At 43.0% G+C, this 17903-nt stretch carries 18 protein-coding genes; all 18 read left to right on the top strand.

All coding sequences use genetic code 11. The features are described 5' to 3' along the window. Positions 1–31 precede the first annotated feature (31 nt). The 18 genes from flhA to D6856_RS11075 all read left to right on the top strand — a co-directional run bounded on the left by flhA (position 32) and on the right by D6856_RS11075 (position 17901). Positions 32–2089 carry a flagellar biosynthesis protein FlhA gene (gene flhA / locus D6856_RS11160; protein ID WP_092242775.1) on the top strand — a complete coding sequence of 686 codons (2058 nt, stop codon included), beginning with the start codon at positions 32–34 and terminating at the stop codon, positions 2087–2089. Between the two features lies 1 nt (position 2090). Next, a complete protein-coding gene (gene flhF, locus D6856_RS11155) occupies positions 2091–3341 on the top strand; it encodes a flagellar biosynthesis protein FlhF (RefSeq protein ID WP_092242773.1) in 1251 nt (416 codons plus the stop codon). 27 nt (positions 3342–3368) lie between these two features. Next, on the top strand, positions 3369–4292 hold the full coding sequence (locus tag D6856_RS11150) for a MinD/ParA family protein (RefSeq protein ID WP_120686957.1): 924 nt from the start codon (positions 3369–3371) through the stop codon (positions 4290–4292). Positions 4293–4340: 48 nt separating this feature from the next. Continuing rightward, positions 4341–5066, top strand: a complete 726-nt coding sequence (locus tag D6856_RS11145; protein WP_120686956.1) for a flagellar brake protein — start codon at positions 4341–4343, stop codon at positions 5064–5066. A 2-nt stretch (positions 5067–5068) separates the two neighbouring features. Then, complete coding sequence (cheB, locus tag D6856_RS11140) at positions 5069–6139, top strand: chemotaxis-specific protein-glutamate methyltransferase CheB (protein WP_177223766.1); 1071 nt, start codon at positions 5069–5071, stop codon at positions 6137–6139. Between the two features lie 39 nt (positions 6140–6178). Next, on the top strand, positions 6179–8290 hold the full coding sequence (locus D6856_RS11135) for a chemotaxis protein CheA (RefSeq protein ID WP_120686955.1): 2112 nt from the start codon (positions 6179–6181) through the stop codon (positions 8288–8290). Between the two features lie 33 nt (positions 8291–8323). Further along, positions 8324–8821, top strand: coding sequence for a chemotaxis protein CheW (locus D6856_RS11130; RefSeq protein ID WP_092242767.1), 498 nt, complete (start codon positions 8324–8326; stop codon positions 8819–8821). A 14-nt stretch (positions 8822–8835) separates the two neighbouring features. After that, positions 8836–9468 carry a chemotaxis protein CheC gene (locus tag D6856_RS11125; protein ID WP_092242766.1) on the top strand — a complete coding sequence of 211 codons (633 nt, stop codon included), beginning with the start codon at positions 8836–8838 and terminating at the stop codon, positions 9466–9468. Between the two features lie 14 nt (positions 9469–9482). Then, a complete protein-coding gene (locus D6856_RS11120; RefSeq protein WP_092242765.1) occupies positions 9483–9968 on the top strand; it encodes a chemotaxis protein CheD in 486 nt (161 codons plus the stop codon). Then, entirely contained in the window at positions 9965–10309 is a 345-nt protein-coding gene (locus D6856_RS11115; RefSeq protein WP_092242762.1) for a hypothetical protein, read from the top strand. The genes D6856_RS11120 and D6856_RS11115 overlap by 4 nt, the downstream gene beginning before the upstream one ends. Positions 10310–10329: 20 nt before the next feature. Then, positions 10330–11103 carry a FliA/WhiG family RNA polymerase sigma factor gene (locus D6856_RS11110; protein ID WP_092242760.1) on the top strand — a complete coding sequence of 258 codons (774 nt, stop codon included), beginning with the start codon at positions 10330–10332 and terminating at the stop codon, positions 11101–11103. Positions 11104–11133: 30 nt separating this feature from the next. Further along, positions 11134–12711 (top strand): DUF342 domain-containing protein, encoded by a 1578-nt coding sequence (locus tag D6856_RS11105; RefSeq protein ID WP_120686954.1) that lies wholly within the window; start codon positions 11134–11136, stop codon positions 12709–12711. A gap of 83 nt (positions 12712–12794) precedes the next feature. Beyond that, positions 12795–13190 (top strand): hypothetical protein, encoded by a 396-nt coding sequence (locus D6856_RS11100; RefSeq protein ID WP_120686953.1) that lies wholly within the window; start codon positions 12795–12797, stop codon positions 13188–13190. A gap of 58 nt (positions 13191–13248) precedes the next feature. Then, complete coding sequence (locus D6856_RS11095; protein WP_120686952.1) at positions 13249–14193, top strand: DUF6115 domain-containing protein; 945 nt, start codon at positions 13249–13251, stop codon at positions 14191–14193. A 13-nt stretch (positions 14194–14206) separates the two neighbouring features. After that, positions 14207–15034 carry a hypothetical protein gene (locus tag D6856_RS11090; protein WP_120686951.1) on the top strand — a complete coding sequence of 276 codons (828 nt, stop codon included), beginning with the start codon at positions 14207–14209 and terminating at the stop codon, positions 15032–15034. A 239-nt stretch (positions 15035–15273) separates the two neighbouring features. Then, on the top strand, positions 15274–16026 hold the full coding sequence (gene rpsB / locus D6856_RS11085) for a 30S ribosomal protein S2 (RefSeq protein ID WP_120686950.1): 753 nt from the start codon (positions 15274–15276) through the stop codon (positions 16024–16026). A gap of 48 nt (positions 16027–16074) precedes the next feature. After that, a complete protein-coding gene (gene tsf / locus D6856_RS11080) occupies positions 16075–17028 on the top strand; it encodes a translation elongation factor Ts (RefSeq protein WP_092242753.1) in 954 nt (317 codons plus the stop codon). A 114-nt stretch (positions 17029–17142) separates the two neighbouring features. After that, positions 17143–17901 carry a septum site-determining protein MinC gene (locus D6856_RS11075; RefSeq protein WP_120686949.1) on the top strand — a complete coding sequence of 253 codons (759 nt, stop codon included), beginning with the start codon at positions 17143–17145 and terminating at the stop codon, positions 17899–17901. The last annotated feature ends 2 nt before the right edge of the window (positions 17902–17903 follow it).

Below are 17903 nucleotides of genomic sequence, written 5' to 3'. Positions count from 1 at the left end.
TTTAATACTGACAGGGAAAGGAGGAAATGGCATGGATACAAAGAAAATAATGAACCGTGTTTATGATTACGGCCTTGCGCTTTATATCGTTGCGGCTGTAGTAATGCTTATCATTCCTCTTCCCGATTGGTTTTTGGATATTTTGCTTGCGTTTGATATGTCGATTTCCTTTGTGATCATGTTTACGGCTATGTTCGCTCAGGACGTACTCGATATGTCATTCTTTCCTACGATACTTCTTTTTACGACCATATTCAGGATCGCGCTTAACGTATCGTCTACAAGACTTATTCTTACGCAGGGAAGCGCGGGACAGGTTATTGAAGTATTCGGTTCCTTCGTTGGTGGAGGCGACCTTATCGTAGGTGCGATCATCTACATAATCCTTATTATCGTTCAGCTTATGGTCATCAACAAAGGTTCCGAGCGTGTAGCTGAAGTATCTGCTCGTTTCACATTGGATGCTATGCCCGGTAAACAGATGGCTATCGACGCCGACCTAAATACCGGCGCGATATCGGATGAAGAAGCTAAACAAAGAAGACAGAAGATCCAGGACGAGGCAAGCTTCTTCGGAGCTATGGACGGTGCTACCAAGTACGTTAAGGGAGATGCTACCGCCGGTCTTATCATCACCGCGGTCAACCTTCTCGGCGGTATCGCCATGGGTGTTGTCCGTATGGGAATGGATGTCAACACTGCTATAAATACTTATTCGATTCTTACCATGGGTGACGGTCTTGTAAGTTCTATTCCTTCACTCATGATTTCTATGTCTACAGGTATTCTGGTTACCAAGGGCTCTAAAGAGGCTGACTTTGGTCATGTACTTATCGGGCAGCTGTTTGGAATGCCTAAGACTTTGTACCTTGTAGGCGGCGTAGTTGCGGGACTTGGTATTTTGTCACCTCTTCCGACACTTCTTTATGTTACTTTCGGTGCCGGATTTATCTTTATGGGAAGAGTTGCAAGCCAGACAATTGAAGAAGTCGCTACGGAAGGAGAAGTTGCGACACCTGAAGAACAGCAGGCTGAGGAGATTAGACAACCCGAGAATGTCACGAGCCTGTTGCAGGTTGATCCTATCGAGCTTGAGTTTGGTTACGGTATCATTCCTCTTGCCGATGTCAATCAGGGCGGAGACCTTCTTGACCGAGTTGTTATGATCAGGCGTCAGGTAGCGCTCGAACTAGGTACTGTGGTTCCGATTATTCGACTTCGTGATAATATTCAGTTGAATCCTAATCAATATATCATTAAAATTAAAGGTATACAGGTGAGTGACGGAGAGATTCTTTTTGACCATTACATGGCCATGAATCCGGGTCACGTTGAAGATGAGATCACCGGTATTCCTACATTTGAGCCTTCTTTCCATCTTCCTGCGATTTGGATAACAGAGGGCCAGAGAGAAAGAGCGGAGAGTCTCGGCTATACTGTAGTCGATCCGCCATCTATTATCGCTACGCACTTAACTGAGATTATCAGAGAACATATCTCCGAACTTATGACCAGGCAGGATGTTCAGAATCTTATCGATAATCTCAAGGAGAGCAATGCTGCTCTTGTTGAAGAGCTTGTTCCTAAGCTTATGAGCCTTGGTGAGATTGAGAAGGTACTTCAAAATCTCCTGAAAGAAGGCATATCTATCAGAGATCTTGTTACTATTTTTGAGACGCTTGCAGATTTCGCACCCTCAACACATGATCCGGATATCCTTACGGAATATGTTCGTCAGAGTCTTAAGAGGGCGATATCAAACAAGTTCTTTATGCCCGGAGAAACTACAAGTGTTGTGACACTGGATCCCAAGATAGAGCAAGAGATCATGAACAGCGTAAAACAGACCGAGACAGGTGCTTATCTGACTTTGGATCCCGCTCGCACCAAATCGATACTTGCATCTGTGGGAGAGCAGGTCAAGAAGCTTGAGGATGCCGGAAAACAGGCCATTATCATGGCATCGCCTATCGTGCGAATGTATTTTAAGAAAATGACGGAAGATTACTACAAGGATCTTGTGGTGATTTCTTATAACGAAGTAGAAGCTAACATTGAATTACAATCTGTGGGGATGGTAACGGCATAATATGATTATCAAAAAGTATGTTGGAAAAACTGAAAGTGAGGCTGTAGAGGAGGCTAAAAAGGAGCTCGGACCAAACATCGTTGTGATGAATGTAAGACCTCTTAAAAAGAAAGGTATCTTGTCTCTTTTCCAGACTCAAAAGATCGAAGTGACTGTTGCACTCGAGGAGGAGACGGAGAGACCTATGAGGACATATTCTCCGCAAAAGAGTTCGTCACATGACAGCGCTCAGAGAGATACGGTTGTAGCTGCGACCGCTACCGCAACCAAGGTGCGCGAAGTCAAGGAAGACAACAGTGCGATCGAGGAGAAGCTTGATAACTTAAGCTCTCTTCTTGAGAAAAATATTCTTAAAAATGAAAAAGATGAACCTTCGGAAGATAAGAAAGAGGTAAAAGAAAAGGATACCAAGCAGAAGTCTCAGATCAATGCAGCCGGTAACGATATATCCGAAGAGACCCTCTCTTTTATCAAATTGTTATATAATACTCTTATAGAGAATGAGGTAGATGAGATCTATGTAAATCAGCTCACGGATGAGGTTGAGAAGGTTAGTAAGCCGGGACTTCCTTTTGATTTTGCACTTGCAAACGTATATCAGAAGATGGTTCTTAAATTTGGTAAGTCCGAGCCTATCGACACGGAAAAAGAAGGTCCGAGAGCAGAGATCTTTATAGGACCTACGGGAGTCGGTAAGACAACTACGATCGCCAAACTTGCTTCCGAACTTTCTGTAACCAAAAAGAAGAAGGTGGCTCTTTTAACCGTTGATACATATAGAATTGCCGCAGCCGAGCAGCTTCGCACATATGCATCAATTCTTGAGATACCTTTCAGAGTTATATATTCCGTTGATGAAATGAAGCAGGCAGCTGAGGATTTCAAGGACTATGACTATATCATGGTCGATACCGCAGGACATTCTCTTAAGAATGAAGAGCTTAAGAAAGATGTCGAGAACTTCATCAGATGTCTTGAGGATGTAATGGAGTGCGAGAATTTCCTTGTTCTTTCGGCGACTACAAAATATCGCGACCTTATTGAGATTGCGGATGCTTATTCACAGATGGTCGCTTACAAACTTATTTTTACCAAGATGGACGAAACAGGTGCCAAGGGTAATCTTTACAATATCAGGATGCATACCGGCGCACCCGTTGCCTATATAACCAACGGTCAGAACGTTCCTGATGATATCGCCGTATTCGATGCGCAAAGAATCGTCAAGAATCTTCTGGGAGGAAAGAGTTAATCTACATCATAGTTCGGGGAAAGCATTATGGATCAGGCGCAGCAACTTAGAAATATTATTAAAAATTCAAATAAGCCCCAAAGACCTCTTGCCAGGATCATCACTGTAACAAGCGGTAAGGGAGGCGTTGGTAAATCTAACGTTTCCATTAATCTTGCGATACAGTTTCGCAAGATGGGTAAAAGAGTCATCATTCTGGACGCGGACTTTGGACTTGCAAATATTGAGATCATGTTTGGCACGGTGCCTAAGCATAATCTCTGCGATCTTATTTATCAGGGTAAGAATATTAAAGATATCATCACCTGGGGACCCGAGGGAGTCGGCTTTATATCCGGCGGTTCGGGAATTTCGGGAATGTATAACTTAAGCAGGGATTATCTTGTATATATTATTGTCAATCTGGCAGAGCTCGACGCTATAGCTGATATAATAATAATAGATACCGGTGCCGGCATTTCGGATGCCGTTATGGAATTCCTTGTTGCAAGCGGTGAGATCATTCTTGTGACTACACCGGAGCCGACATCGATCACCGATTCGTATTCTCTTTTGAAAGCACTTAATCAGTCACCCAGATTCTCGAGAGAGAACACACAGGTCAAGGTCGTATCAAACAGGGTGTCTTCCGATGATGAAGGGCAACAACTATTTAATAAGCTTAACGCCGTTGTTGCGAGATATCTTAAATTGCCGCTTAATTACATGGGTGCTATTCCGCAAGATCAATATCTTGCAAAGAGTGTTATGCAGCAGTCGCCGGTATCACTTCAATATCCCAATGCCAAATCGGTAAAGGCATTTGAAAATATAGCCGGTCAGCTCATGAATCCCGGCGATGCCGAGCAGGTTAAGCAAAGGGGCATGGCTGCTTTCTTTTCACATATCATTACGGGAAGAAAGCTTTCGACTACTCAGCCCAAAGCGGCTGAAGCCAAGGTGATCAACTAATTATTACTTTACTTATAATCAGATTCAGAATGGAGATTACTGATATTTATGCTCACGGATTACATTTCACCCGGAAACAGGGTTGAATTAAAAGCCACCGGAAAGATCTGGATGGACGAGGATATGCGTACAAGGCATATCTACATGAGTAAAATAATGGATGTTACGTCGGATGACAGGATAGAGGTACTGATGCCTTATGAAAAAGGGAAACTCGTCCTGCTTCCCATTGACGGTGAATACAGTCTTTGTTTTTACAGCCCGAGAGGACTTTTTCAGTGCTATTCAAGGATTGTAGACAGATACAGAAGCGACAACATGTATATTCTGGTGCTTGATCTTACAAGCCAGCTTCAGAAGCTTCAAAGGAGGGAATATTACAGATTCAGTTGCGCTCTTGAATTAAAATCAAGAATCTGCTCCAAAGAGGAACTGGAGGCATTTGAAAACAACAGAAAATATCTTGTCGATAACAACAAGAATCAGCTTCAGAGAAGCGTAGTTGTTGATATAAGCGGCGGCGGACTTAGGTTCGTATCAAATTTCAGATATGAAGAAGGCAGTACCATATATTGCTCATATCGTTTACCTGGAAACGTAAATGATAAAGAATATGAGATGATTTGCAGTATCCTGAAGGTTCAAGAGCTTGAAAGCAGACCGGGACTTTTTGAACATCGTATCCAATATGTGTATATTGATGAGACTTCCAGAGAAGATATTATCCATTTTATCTTTGAAGAAGAACGAAAAATCAGAAAGAAGCAAACATAATTATGAAAAAAATTTTGTTAATTGATGACTCTGCACTCATGAGAACGGTTCTAAGTGATATCATTAATTCAGATTCAAGATTCCAGGTGGCTGACAAGGCCCGTGACGGAGTCGAAGGTCTGGAGCTCCTTAAGAAGAATTCGTATGATGCCGTAGTACTTGATATTAACATGCCTAGGATGGACGGAATCACGATGCTCAAAGAGCTCAACAAGCTGGGAATCAAGGCTAAGATTATGATGGCCAGCACCGATACCAAAGAAGGTGCGAAGGTCACTCTCGACTGTCTTGATCTCGGTGCCTTGGACTTTGTACACAAACCTGACAGAGCATCTGAGTGTAAGGGCGATGAATTCAGTAAACATTTCATCGATACACTTGCGGCTGTGGCAGACAGTAAAATGCCTGTTACAAACAAGGCTTTTTCTTTCGAAGAAGTCAAGGAATCACGCAAGGTAGTTGAACTGGTTACTAAATCCGCCGGAAAGATCACAGGTAACAGAATCGTTGCCATCGCCAGCTCTACCGGTGGACCTCGTGCACTTCAGAGCGTTATACCCAAGCTTCCAAAAAATATAAAAACTCCTATTGTTCTTGTTCAGCACATGCCGGAAGGATTCACGGCTTCACTTGCCGAGAGACTCGATTCTCTTTCGGAAGTAAGAGTTAAAGAGGCTGCCGAAGGAGACGTTTTGGAAGTCGGAACCGTCTATATCTCTAGAGGCGGAAAGCATATGCACATAGTTAAGAACGGTTCAAAGAGCGTTGTTCACTATGTGGACGGACCCACAAGAGAAGGCGTAAGGCCTTGCGCCAACTTTATGTATGAATCTCTTATGGATTCGGATTATGACGAAATATGCTGTGTTGTTCTTACAGGAATGGGAGCTGACGGCACGGAAGGAATCAAGAATCTAAAATCCAAGAAAAAAGTTCACGTGATCGGACAGGAAGAAAGTACCTGTACCGTTTACGGAATGCCCAAAGCAGTAGCAGTAGCCGGGCTTGTCGATCAGGTTGTAAAGCTTGACGATGTGGCTCAGGAAATAATAATGAATGTCGGCGTGAACTAGGTTTTTAGTTTCTTATTTTCTTACGGAGGTAAATAGGTTATGGATGTTTCCCAGTATCTAAGTGTCTTTCTTGACGAAGCAAAGGAGCACCTTCAGTCCCTCAATGATAACATTATGACTCTCGAGCAGGATCCTGAGAATGAGGATTGTATCAATGAGATTTTCAGATCCGCTCACTCCATGAAGGGTATGGCCGGTACTATGGGTTATACCAGAATGCAGAATCTTACACATGACATGGAAGATGTATTCTCTGACGTTCGTGCCGGTAAGATTAAGATCAAATCTGAAATGATCGATATCTTGCTTCAGTGTCTTGACGCGATTCAGGGTTATGTTGACAACATTACCGAGAATCAGGACGAAGGTACGGAGGAACACCAGAATATCATAAAAGCTCTCGGAGATATCAGAAACGGTACTCTCGGAGCATCGGGTGATGCCGCTCCTGCAGCTTCAGATTCGGCACCTGCCGAAGAGCCTGCTGAAAGTTCCGCTCCCGGATCCGATCCCGCATCGGATTACAGAGCAATACGTCTTGATTCTTCTGCAAGATCAACTCTTGAAGAAGCTAAGAATCAGGGCAAAAAAATCTACGGCATTACAGTACATATTATGGAATCCTGTATTTTGAAGGCTGCAAGAGGCTTCCTTGTATTTAAGGGCCTTGAAGATGTCGGAGAGATCGTCGTATCAGAGCCCAATACACAGGATATTGAAGATGAGAAATTCGATTTTTCTTTCAGTCTCATTCTTATTTCTGATGAGTCAAAAGAAAAGATTGAAGAGATAGTTAAATCAGTTTCCGAGGTTGAAGGCTGTGATGTCGGTGAATTTGATCTAAACGGCGCTAAGGGATCCGATGATAAAGAAGAAGCTTCTTCCGAAGCTTCAACTGCGGCAGCTCCCACAGCCGGAACACCCGCACCCGCAGCGGTTAATACACCTGCACCCGCAGCTGCAGCCGGTGGCGCAAAGAAGCCTGTCGGTAAGCCTGTGGTTAACAGAACGGTTCGTGTAGATATCGAAAAACTCGATGTACTTATGAACCTTGTAAGTGAGCTTATCATTGCTAAGAACTCACTTATTTCCGCAGCCAATTCGTCAGGTGTCAGCAACGGAAACGTTAATGAACAGATTGAATATCTTGAGAGCGTAACGACTAACCTTCATGAATCAGTCATGAAAGTTCGAATGGTTCCTATCGAGAGCGTTCTCCAGAAATTCCCTCGTATGATCAGAGATCTTAACAAGACTCTGGGTAAGAAGATGGAACTTACAATGACCGGTGAAGATACAGAGATGGACAGAACCGTGGTTGATGAGATCGGTGATCCTTTGATGCACCTTATCAGAAACAGTGCCGATCACGGTATTGAGTCTGCTGAACTTCGTGCCGAGAGAGGTAAGCCTGAAGTAGGACAGATCTTCTTACACGCTTTCCAGGACGGTAACAGCGTTGTTATCGAGGTAGGCGATGACGGTAACGGTATTGATGCTGAGGCCGTTAAGAACAAAGCTATTGAAAAGGGCGTTGTTTCTGCTGAGCAGGCAGCTCTTTTAACTGATAAACAGTGCGTTGAACTTCTTTTCCATCCCGGATTCTCAACTGCCAAGCAGGTATCCGAGATCTCAGGAAGAGGCGTCGGACTTGACGTTGTTAAGTCCAAGGTTGAGTCACTTTCCGGTGAAGTATCCGTTAAGACCAAGCTTGGCGAAGGTTCAACATGGGTTATCAGATTACCTCTTACACTTGCTATTATTCAGGCTCTCATGGTTATCATCGGAGAAGAGAAATATGCAATTCCTCTTGATTCAATTCAGAGTATTGAGGATGTTTCTCCTTCAGACCTTAAGCTTGTTGAGAACAGAGAGGTTATTAACTTAAGAGGAAGCGTTACACCTATCGTCAGACTTAATGAGGTTCTTGACACAGAATCCACCAAGGCTCCCGAGGATGATATGGTCGTTGTTATTGCAAGAAAGGGTGACCAGCAGGTCGGACTTGTAATTGACGAACTTATGGGACAGCAAGAGATTGTTATCAAGCCTCTTGGCAAGTACACCAATAAGTGCAAGCTTATAAGCGGTGCTACTATCCTTGGTGATGGTGAGATAGCTCTTATTCTTGATACTAATTCAATTTTCTGATCGTAGTTTAATACGAGGAAAGGATGAATCGATATGAATGAACTTAGAGAGACTACTACCGATGTTGGAGAACTTATTCAGTATATAGTTATTAAGATTGATGATGAGTATTACGGAATCAACATCAAATTCATAGACAATATTGTAAGAATGCAACAGATCACACGTGTTCCCAAGGTTGATGCGTTCCTTAAAGGCGTTATCAATATCCGTGGTGAGATAGTTCCGGTTATGAGTATTCGTATGAAGATGGGACTTGAAGAAGATGTGATCACGGACAAGAGCCGTATCATTATTCTTAAGACTGAAGCGGGCGACCTTGTAGGAATCATCGTTGATCAGGTTAATCAGGTTCTAACACTTGATTCCAAGAATATTGAAAAGGTTCGCTACGATGACAAGAAAGGCAAAGCAAATGCCACATTTGTCAGCGGAGTAGGACATTATGACGGCGGACTTGTATCAATTCTCGATCTCGATGCCGTTGTATCCGAGAAGGAAGTTAAAGAAAAAACATCTAATGCAAGTTGATCGGAGGAAGTAATATGGGAGAGATGAATCTGGACAATTTATCCAGCCAGTATTTTGACGTACTTAAGGAACTGGGTAATATTGGTGCAGGTAATGCCACAACAGCACTTGCGCAGATGATTGGAACCAAGGTCGATATGTGTGTTCCCCAGGTAAGACTCCTTGATTTTAAGGATGTCGGTGATCTTATGGGCGGTGCCGAGAAGATCATGGCAGGTATTTATCTTGCGCTTAACGGTGATATCGACGGAAGCATTATGTTCCTACTTGGCAAGCAGGCTGCGAGACATCTTGTAGATAAACTTATGGGAACAGGTCCGAAATCGGAAGATGAGGAGTTTGACGAGGTTGAGATGTCCGCTCTTAAAGAGGTCGGCAATATCATCACAGGTTCATACCTTAATTCCTTGTCAATGATGACTAACCTTAAGCTTATTCCTTCAATTCCTTATGTTGCAATTGATATGGCCGCTGCGATCTTAAGCGTTCCGGCTATCCAGTTCGGCATGATGGGGGATAAGATCCTTCTTATCGAGACCCAGTTTTTTGACGAGCTTAAGTTAAGTGGTTACTTTATACTATTACCTGATATTGACGGTTACAGTAAAATTCTCTCTTCACTGGGAATGGGAGAGATCTCAAATTAACGAAGGGGTCTTATATGAGTCAGATTATTAAGGTTGGTATGGCCGATCTGAACATTTGCGTAAGCCCTGACGGAATAACCACTTTAGGGCTTGGATCCTGCGTAGGAATTGCGATAAGGGATCCCGTCACCAAGATAGGTGGCCTGGCGCACGTAATGTTGCCGGATTCAACTGAAATAAAAAACAACTCTAATATACCTAAATTTGCGGACACCGGAATTCAAGAGCTTGTAGACCAGATTGTTGCCAAGGGTGCGAACAAATCGAGGCTTGTCGCCAAAATAGCGGGAGGCGCTCAGATGTTTGCATTTCAATCACAGAATGCAACGATGCGAGTCGGCGACAGGAATGTAGCTGCTTCGCTTAAGAAGTTAAAAGAGCTTAATATACCGGTTCTTGCACAGGACACCGGCGATTCATACGGAAGAACGGTCATTTTTTATCCTGAGAATGGGGATTATATTATCAGAGCTGTTGGAAAGCCTGAGAAAGTAATATGAATGAAACCGAAGACTTAAAGAAATTCAATAAAAAGATCATCACGCCGCTGATAGTGCTTTCTGCGACTGCAATTATTGCGGTATTTACGTATTTTAAGCACTATCCTATGCGTGATTGGCTTTTGATAGTCCTTTGTTCATTGGTCATCTTTGTTGCGATATCTCTTTTGTTTGAAAAGATGATCATGGGCTTTATGGATATAAATAGAGAGAAGGCTCTGGCATTACAAGCCGAAGAAGAAAAACTTCTTGAGGAGGAAAATCCCGAAGAAGAGGAAAGTATTGAAGAACAAGAAGAGTCGGATTCCGATTCAATGGAAGTTCACGACATTCTTGAATAAAACATTCGGGGATCTGGTACATGGACGAAGCAGGCAAGAATAAATTATGGACAGAATATGGAAAGACTAAATCCGCTGAACTTAGAGAGCAGCTCATATTAGAGTATGCTCCTCTTGTTAAGCTTGTAGCGGGTAGACTCAGCATGTATCTTGGATTTAACGTTGAGTATGACGATCTTGTTGGATACGGCATCTTTGGACTTATCGATGCGATCGACAAATTCGACCTTATGAAGGATGTTAAGTTTGAAACTTATGCAAGCCTTCGTATCAGAGGCGCGATTCTTGATCAGATAAGAAAGATGGACTGGATACCGCGTACTATCAGACAGAGACAGAAAAAGATAGAAGCGGCCATAAGAGAGATCGAAAAAGACAGCGGTCACGTTGCGACCGATGCTGAGATAGCTGCCAAAATGGATATCTCTGAGGATGAGTATCAGAATTGGCAGAATCAGATGAAGGTAACGGGCGTGGTATCTCTAAATGAGTTTATGGATTCCGGAGCCGATATTCCCGAGGATTCCAACAATCATTCTTCGGGATTCACCAAACCCGAAGAGGCTGTTGAGAAGGAAGAACTTAAGAAGATGCTCGCGGAATCTTTGGAGCTTCTTACCGAAAAAGAGAAGAAGGTTATTTTGCTGTACTATTATGAAGAGCTCACATTAAAGGAAATCAGTGAGGTTCTTGAAGTATCTGAATCGAGAGTATCTCAGCTTCATACCAAGGCTCTTCAGAAAATGAGGGAAAAATTGGGTAATTATCTTGGACTTGTTACCAATTCCAGATAAAAGAACTATATATATAAAGGGGTTTATGAGATGAACGGTTACTTCCAGCTTGTTATCACACCTAAGGGTACCGGGATTAAAGTATTTGCACCAACAGACGGAGGAGATGCTTTAAATTTTACTGATGTCCGCGATTACCTTGAGGACAAAAAAATAGAATATGATCTGACTGTTTTAAATGAAGCTGTGGCCAATGCGGATGGTAACGTGGTTTTGATTAATAATGCTCAAATTTTGCCCGAAAGAGAGTATGTCAAATTCTACGTTCCTAATGACCGTATGAGTGTCACGGCATTTTTTATTCCTCCGACAGAGGGCGGAGAGCTTATGACCGAAAAAGAATTCCTTGATACTCTGGCTTACAGAAAGTATAGATTCGGAATTCAGACCGAGGATATTCATAAGTTCTTTGAGCACAGAGAATATTGTAAGGATATCATAGTGGCAAAGGGCCAGGAAGTTGTTCAGGGTAAAAATGCGAGCGTAGAGCTTCATTTTAATGCCAATTTAAGAGCTAAACCCACTCTTCGTGAAGACGGAAGCGTGGATTACTTCCACCTTAATTTCATAAACAATGTTCAGGCGGGTGATCTTCTTGCGACACTTCATCCGGAAGTTTTGGGACAACCGGGAACAACCGTTTTTGGTGAACCTATAAAACCCGCTGCTGTTAAGGCTACATATATTAAAGCCGGTAAAAATACCGTACTTTCCGAAGATAAGCTTACTTTGACAGCTGCCACTGCGGGCCATGTTACCGTTAAGGAAGGCAGAATAACGGTATCCGATGTACTTACGCTTGAAAATGTTGATGTTTCAACGGGAAATATAGATTACGAAGGAAGTGTTGAGGTTAACGGCCTTATTGCTTCTAATTTTACCGTTAAAGCAGGTGGAAATATCCATGTAAGAGGCATTGTAGAAGGAGCTACACTTGATGCGGGCGCCGATGTTATACTTGAATGCGGAGCAAAAGCAGGCGGTAATATTCATGCGGGCGGCAATGTAGTAACAAAATTCATTGAGAATGCCACGGTTACCGCAAGCGGAGGAATCACGAGCGAATCCATACTTCATTCCAATGTTTCATCGGGAACCGAGATAAACGTTACCGGAAGAAGAGGCTTTATTGCAGGTGGAAGAGTTAGTGCCGCCGATAAGATAACGGCCAAGGTTCTCGGCTCTGAAATGGGTGCAAATACCATTATTGAAGTCGGTGCGGATCCTCAGATCAAGCAAAGACTTAAAGAACTTCAGAAAAACATAGCTGATTCTCAGAAAAAAATAGAGAGCATCAAGCCTACGATCGAAGGCTTTACCAAGATGCTCAAGGCCGGCGTTAAATTTAATCCTCAGCAGGTTGAAAGTGCCAAGAAGCTTATTGAAATGAATAAGACGCTTACTCAGGAGATTCAGGATGATTCCGATGAATATGCCAATCTTATGGCTAAGCTTGCGGAGGCAAAGGATGCGCAGGTTGTCGTTGAAGGTACCGCTTATCCGGGTACAACCGTTAATATAGGCGAACTTTCAATGATAGTTAAAAAACCCGTTCAATACAGCAGATTTGTTGTTAAGGAAGGAGATGTAAGGTTGGCTCCTATTTAAGCCGATATTAATAATATAGGAGTCGTATATCGTAATACATACTTGCATGTTAAGTAAAGACGCCCAAAAGGAAGGTGAGTAACATGTCGATCAACAGGATAGACTTTGGAGTTATAGCCGCATCAAATGAGGTCTCCGCAGTAAAAGCCGCGGAAGATTCAAGACCGATGATGGACAGGCAGAGCTTCCAGACACAATTTAATGAAGAAGTAGACAATCAAAAGAATTCGGTCATACAAAAAGATGATGTGAGTGGACCGGAGGTTCAGGCTGATGCCCAGGGGAAGGGCAACAACGAATATGCCGGTGACGGTGGAAAAAACCGTAAAAAAGGACGTGAAGAGAGAGGTGAAAATAATCCGATCTTTGAAAGGCAGCTTTCTTTGGAAAAAATGGAAAAGATCGGGGAACACATGCTTGATAAAAACGGAAAAGCCGTTGATCTTCATATTTCCTCGGGTTTTGATTTGAAGATTTAAACTATCTATATTATAATAAATTAGTTTATTAAACGTAGAAAGTTGAGTTGGGTCCCGAATGATTAGTATTACCGAGATTGTTCTCATAATTGCGGGTTTTGCCGCAATAATATTGGGGTATCTTCTTCCTGTGGGAAAAGAACTGGATGAAGAAGATAAAGTGCTCATGGAGAGAGAAATCCGTGAGCTTGTTCGTCGTGAAGTCGAGGGACAAAAAGAGACAATTGAGAACATGGTCGATGACAGCGTCGAGGACACCATCGGTAGAACAGAACGCGCAATGGAGCGCATTTCCAATGAAAAGCTTTCCGCAATAAATGAATATTCCGACACTGTCATGAGTGATATCCACAAGAATCACGATGAAGTCATGTTTATGTACGATATGCTTAATGATAAGCATAAGAATCTTACAAGTGTTGTTTCCGAAGTGACCAGAAAGGCCGATGAAGCCAGACAGACTGTCTTGGATGCGGAACTTACCGTTAAGGAAGCTCAGGAAGCAACCAATTCACTCAAGAATCTTCCCAAGAACGACATACCGGAACCGATCAAAAAGACACCGGAACAGCAGGTTTCTGCCGATCAGCCGATCAAACAGAGATCCGAAGAGCCGCTTAAAGAGAGTTCTGAGCAGCCGATTTCCGCCGTTCGAGAGCCTGAGCTTAATGAAATGAAGCCTAAAGTTATCGTTCCCGATGAAGTTTCCAATCTTCATATTATCGGTAACGATATTAAGGATAAAGACGATGCGGCCGAGCCCCACGTTAAAAGCAAGGTAGTTCCTATCACCGAAGCTGTTCGCGTTGAAGGGAAAAGCGTTAATCCCGATAAGAACATGCAAGAGCTTACAGCCAATGATCCGATTTCTCAGAACAGGCAGATCATCGAGATGCATAAGGCAGGCAAATCCAATATGGTCATTGCAAGAGAACTCGGACTTGGTATTGGCGAAGTTAAGCTTGTTATAGATCTTTCGAATAAACACAGAAAAGTAAAGTAAAGGATAAGAGTAGATGAAACTTAAGTATTATCTTAGGGGAATCGGTATAGGCGTTATCCTTACGGCTCTTATTATGGGCTTTGCTCTCGGTGGAAGGAAATCCACCATAAGCGATGCCGAAGTGATAGAGAGAGCCAAGAAACTGGGAATGGTCCAGGGCGGCGTACTTACCGATTATTCAAACGAGGAAAACAGCATTGATAATAAAGAGAATTCTTCTTCATCCGCTACGGAAATATCTAAAGAAGGAAAAGCGATATCTTCGGAAAACGACGAAGGACTCACTTTATCAAGTACGCCGATTCCAAAAGTGGATACGGCGACATCGGAAAAAAGCAGCGAAGATAAAATGGCCTTTGCCGCAAGTTCACAAGGTAAATCGGAAGTAAATTCCGATAATTCTAACAAAGCTACAGATGCATCTAAGGATTCCGCGAAAGATACCAAAGCGGATTCCAAGTCAGATAATCCCGATTCAGATAGTAAAGAAGATAATAAAGAAGATTCCAAATCAGATACCAAGGCAGAGGATAAAAAAGAGGACTCCAAAGCTGATGATAAGGAGGAATCCAAGCCTGCGGAGGAATCTACAAAGCAGGAAACTCCCAAACAGGAAAACGCATCTTTTGCTACAGGAGAAGCCAAGACAATTACAATACCCGGAGGACTTTCTTCCGATGGTGTTGCTAGACTTCTTTATGATCAAGGACTGATCGATGACGCTGTTTCTTTTAATAAGTATCTTGTAGATAACAAGAAGGACAGGATCATCCGTTCGGGAGTTAAGAATATACCTGCCGGATCGGGTTATGAACAGATTGCTTCGATAATTACAAAATAACTTGTTAAATACGTTAATATAGTGTTGCATTCCCGCAAATTATATGCTAATATGAAAAAGCTGTTGATTTGCGGGATTTTTATGCCCTGATCACGGTGAAAACAAGTAAACACGCATATCTGTTTCTCTTATTGGTGTCAAATCTTTGATCGTAAGGGAGTCACCGCATTTGATAACGCGCTTATGCGGATTAACGACTAAGGGTATGCGGAAGAATTTAACCAAACGGAGGTAATATCATGAGCGTTGTATCAATGAAACAGTTACTTGAGGCAGGTGTACATTTCGGACACCAGACAAGAAGATGGAACCCTAAAATGGCTCCTTACATCTTCACAGAGAGAAACGGTATCCACATCATCGACCTTCAGAAGTCAGTTGTTAAGGTTGACGAGGCTTACAAGGCAGTTTTCGAGATTGCACAGCAGGGTGGAACAATACTTTTCGTAGGAACCAAGAAGCAGGCACAGGACGCAGTTAAGACTGAGGCTGAGCGTTGCGGAATGTACTACGTTAACGAGAGATGGCTCGGCGGTATGCTCACAAACTTCAAGACAATCCAGAGCAGAATCGCAAGAATGAAGACTATCGAGAAGATGCAGGAAGACGGAACATTCGAAGTTCTTCCCAAGAAGGAAGTTGCACAGCTTAAGAAGGAGCTTTCCAAGCTTCAGGCTAATCTTGGCGGAATCAGAGATATGAAGAGAATCCCTGACGCTATCTTTGTAGTAGATCCCAAGAAGGAAAGAATCTGCATCCAGGAAGCAGAGGCACTTGGAATCACTCTTATCGGTATCGGCGACACTAACTGCGATCCCGAAGAGCTTGACTTCATCATCCCCGGTAACGATGATGCTATCAGAGCAGTAAAGCTTATCGTTGGTAAGATGGCTGACGCTGTAATCGAGGCTAATCAGGGTGCTGAGGCTGACGTAGCAGCTGAGAACGAGGACGCTGAAGTAGAAGAGACTACAGAAGAAGTAGCTGAGTAATTTTTGAATATATTTTAATTAAATAAAATCTTAGGGAGGATAATATAGATGGCTATCACAGCAGCAATGGTTAAAGAATTACGTGAGTCTACCGGTGCAGGAATGATGGAATGCAAGAAGGCTCTTACAGAAACTAACGGAGATATGGACGCAGCCGTTGAGTTCCTTAGAAAGAACGGTATCATGAAGGCTGAGAAGAAGGCTAGCAGAATCGCAGCCGAGGGTCTTACAAAGATCGCTGTTAAGGATGACAAGACTGCAGCAGTTGTTGAGGTTAACTCAGAGACTGACTTCGTTGCTCAGAACGAGAAGTTCCAGGCATTCGTTGAGGCTGTTGCTACACAGGCAGTTAATTCCGATTCTAAGGACCTTGATTCATTCATGGCTGAGAAGTGGAATGAGGATGCTTCCAAGACAGTTAACGATGCTCTTGTAGAGATCACCGCAGTTATCAGCGAGAAGCTCAGCATCAGACGTTTCGAGAAAGTTGTTGCTTCTAACGGTATCGTAGTTCCTTACGTACACGGCAACGGAAGAATCTCAGTTATCGTTGAGGCTGACACAGACGTTGTTAACGACGAGATCAAGGATGCTGTTAAGAACATCGCTATGCAGGTTGCAGCTCTTAATCCCAAGTATGTTGCTACTGAGGATGTTTCTCAGGAGTACAGAGATCACGAGAAGGAAATCCTTCTTGCTCAGGCTATGAAGGAGAACGAAGAGCTTCCCGAAGGCAAGAGAAAGCCTCAGGAGATCATTGAGAAGATGCTTATCGGACGTCTCAACAAGGAGCTTAAAGAGATCTGCCTTAACGAGCAGGTTTATGTAAAGGCTGAAGACGGTAAGCAGACAGTTGGTCAGTACGTTGCTCAGGTTGCTAAGAACAACGGTGCTAACCTTAAGATTAAGAGATTCGTTCGTTTCGAGACAGGTGAAGGAATCGAGAAGAAGAGTGAGAACTTTGCAGAGGAAGTTGCAAAGCAGGCAGCTGGTCTTAACTAATCATATTTAAAGATTTACGGAGCTCCGGTTTGTTGACCGGAGCTCTTTATATTTTAGGCGAAATGTCCTATACTAGTAGGGTATGATTTTTTAAGCAAAGGTTGGTAAGGAGTTTTGAATCAGCTAGTTACGATCAAAGGAACCAAATCAGGAATTATCCTTGTTCTTGAGCCTTCTGCTCCTTTCCCTATACTATCTGATGAAGTTGCTTCCAAGTTTAAGGAGGCCTCGTCATTTTTGGGAAATAAGAACATGGGTCTCATTATCAGAGGCAGAAGTCTTTCTGACGATGAGGAAAGCAAGATAGTTAAGATTATCGAAGATAACTGCGACCTTAAGATATTCTGCGTTATCGATGAGGAATCGGGCGCCGAGAAGTTTTTTGAACATGTAGTTCAGGAACCCGTGGTCAATACTCGCGGAATGGATTCAAGCGTTGAATCCGATAATGTAACTGCGCAGAGTGGCGATGACGGCAACAATGCTCTTATTCTTAAAGGAAACTTGAGATCCGGACAGGATGTTTCATGCAAGCAGAGCGTTGTTATCCTGGGTGATGTTAAGCCCGGTGCCAACGTTATATCTTATGGCAGTATCTTTATATTGGGTGAGCTTCGCGGTAATGCATTTGCAGGTGCCGGCGGAGACAGAAATGCGATTGTTATGGCGCTTAATCTTAATCCTTTACAGGTTAGGATTGCGGATGCCATTGCTATTTCACCCGATGCCGAGAAAGGCCCCAAACTTAAATTCAAGAAAAAGAAGCTTATGGGTAATGAAAACGGTGGTGAGCCTGAAGTTGCTTATATTGAAGGTGACCATATCGTAAAGACAGCTTACGGCGCTTCGTTTCTCAGACAGCTAAATAACTAATT

Origin of the sequence: Butyrivibrio sp. XB500-5 (assembly GCF_003625505.1) — a bacterium.
Taxonomy (GTDB): domain Bacteria; phylum Bacillota; class Clostridia; order Lachnospirales; family Lachnospiraceae; genus Butyrivibrio.
This window is presented reverse-complemented; position numbering and strand designations above follow the sequence as displayed.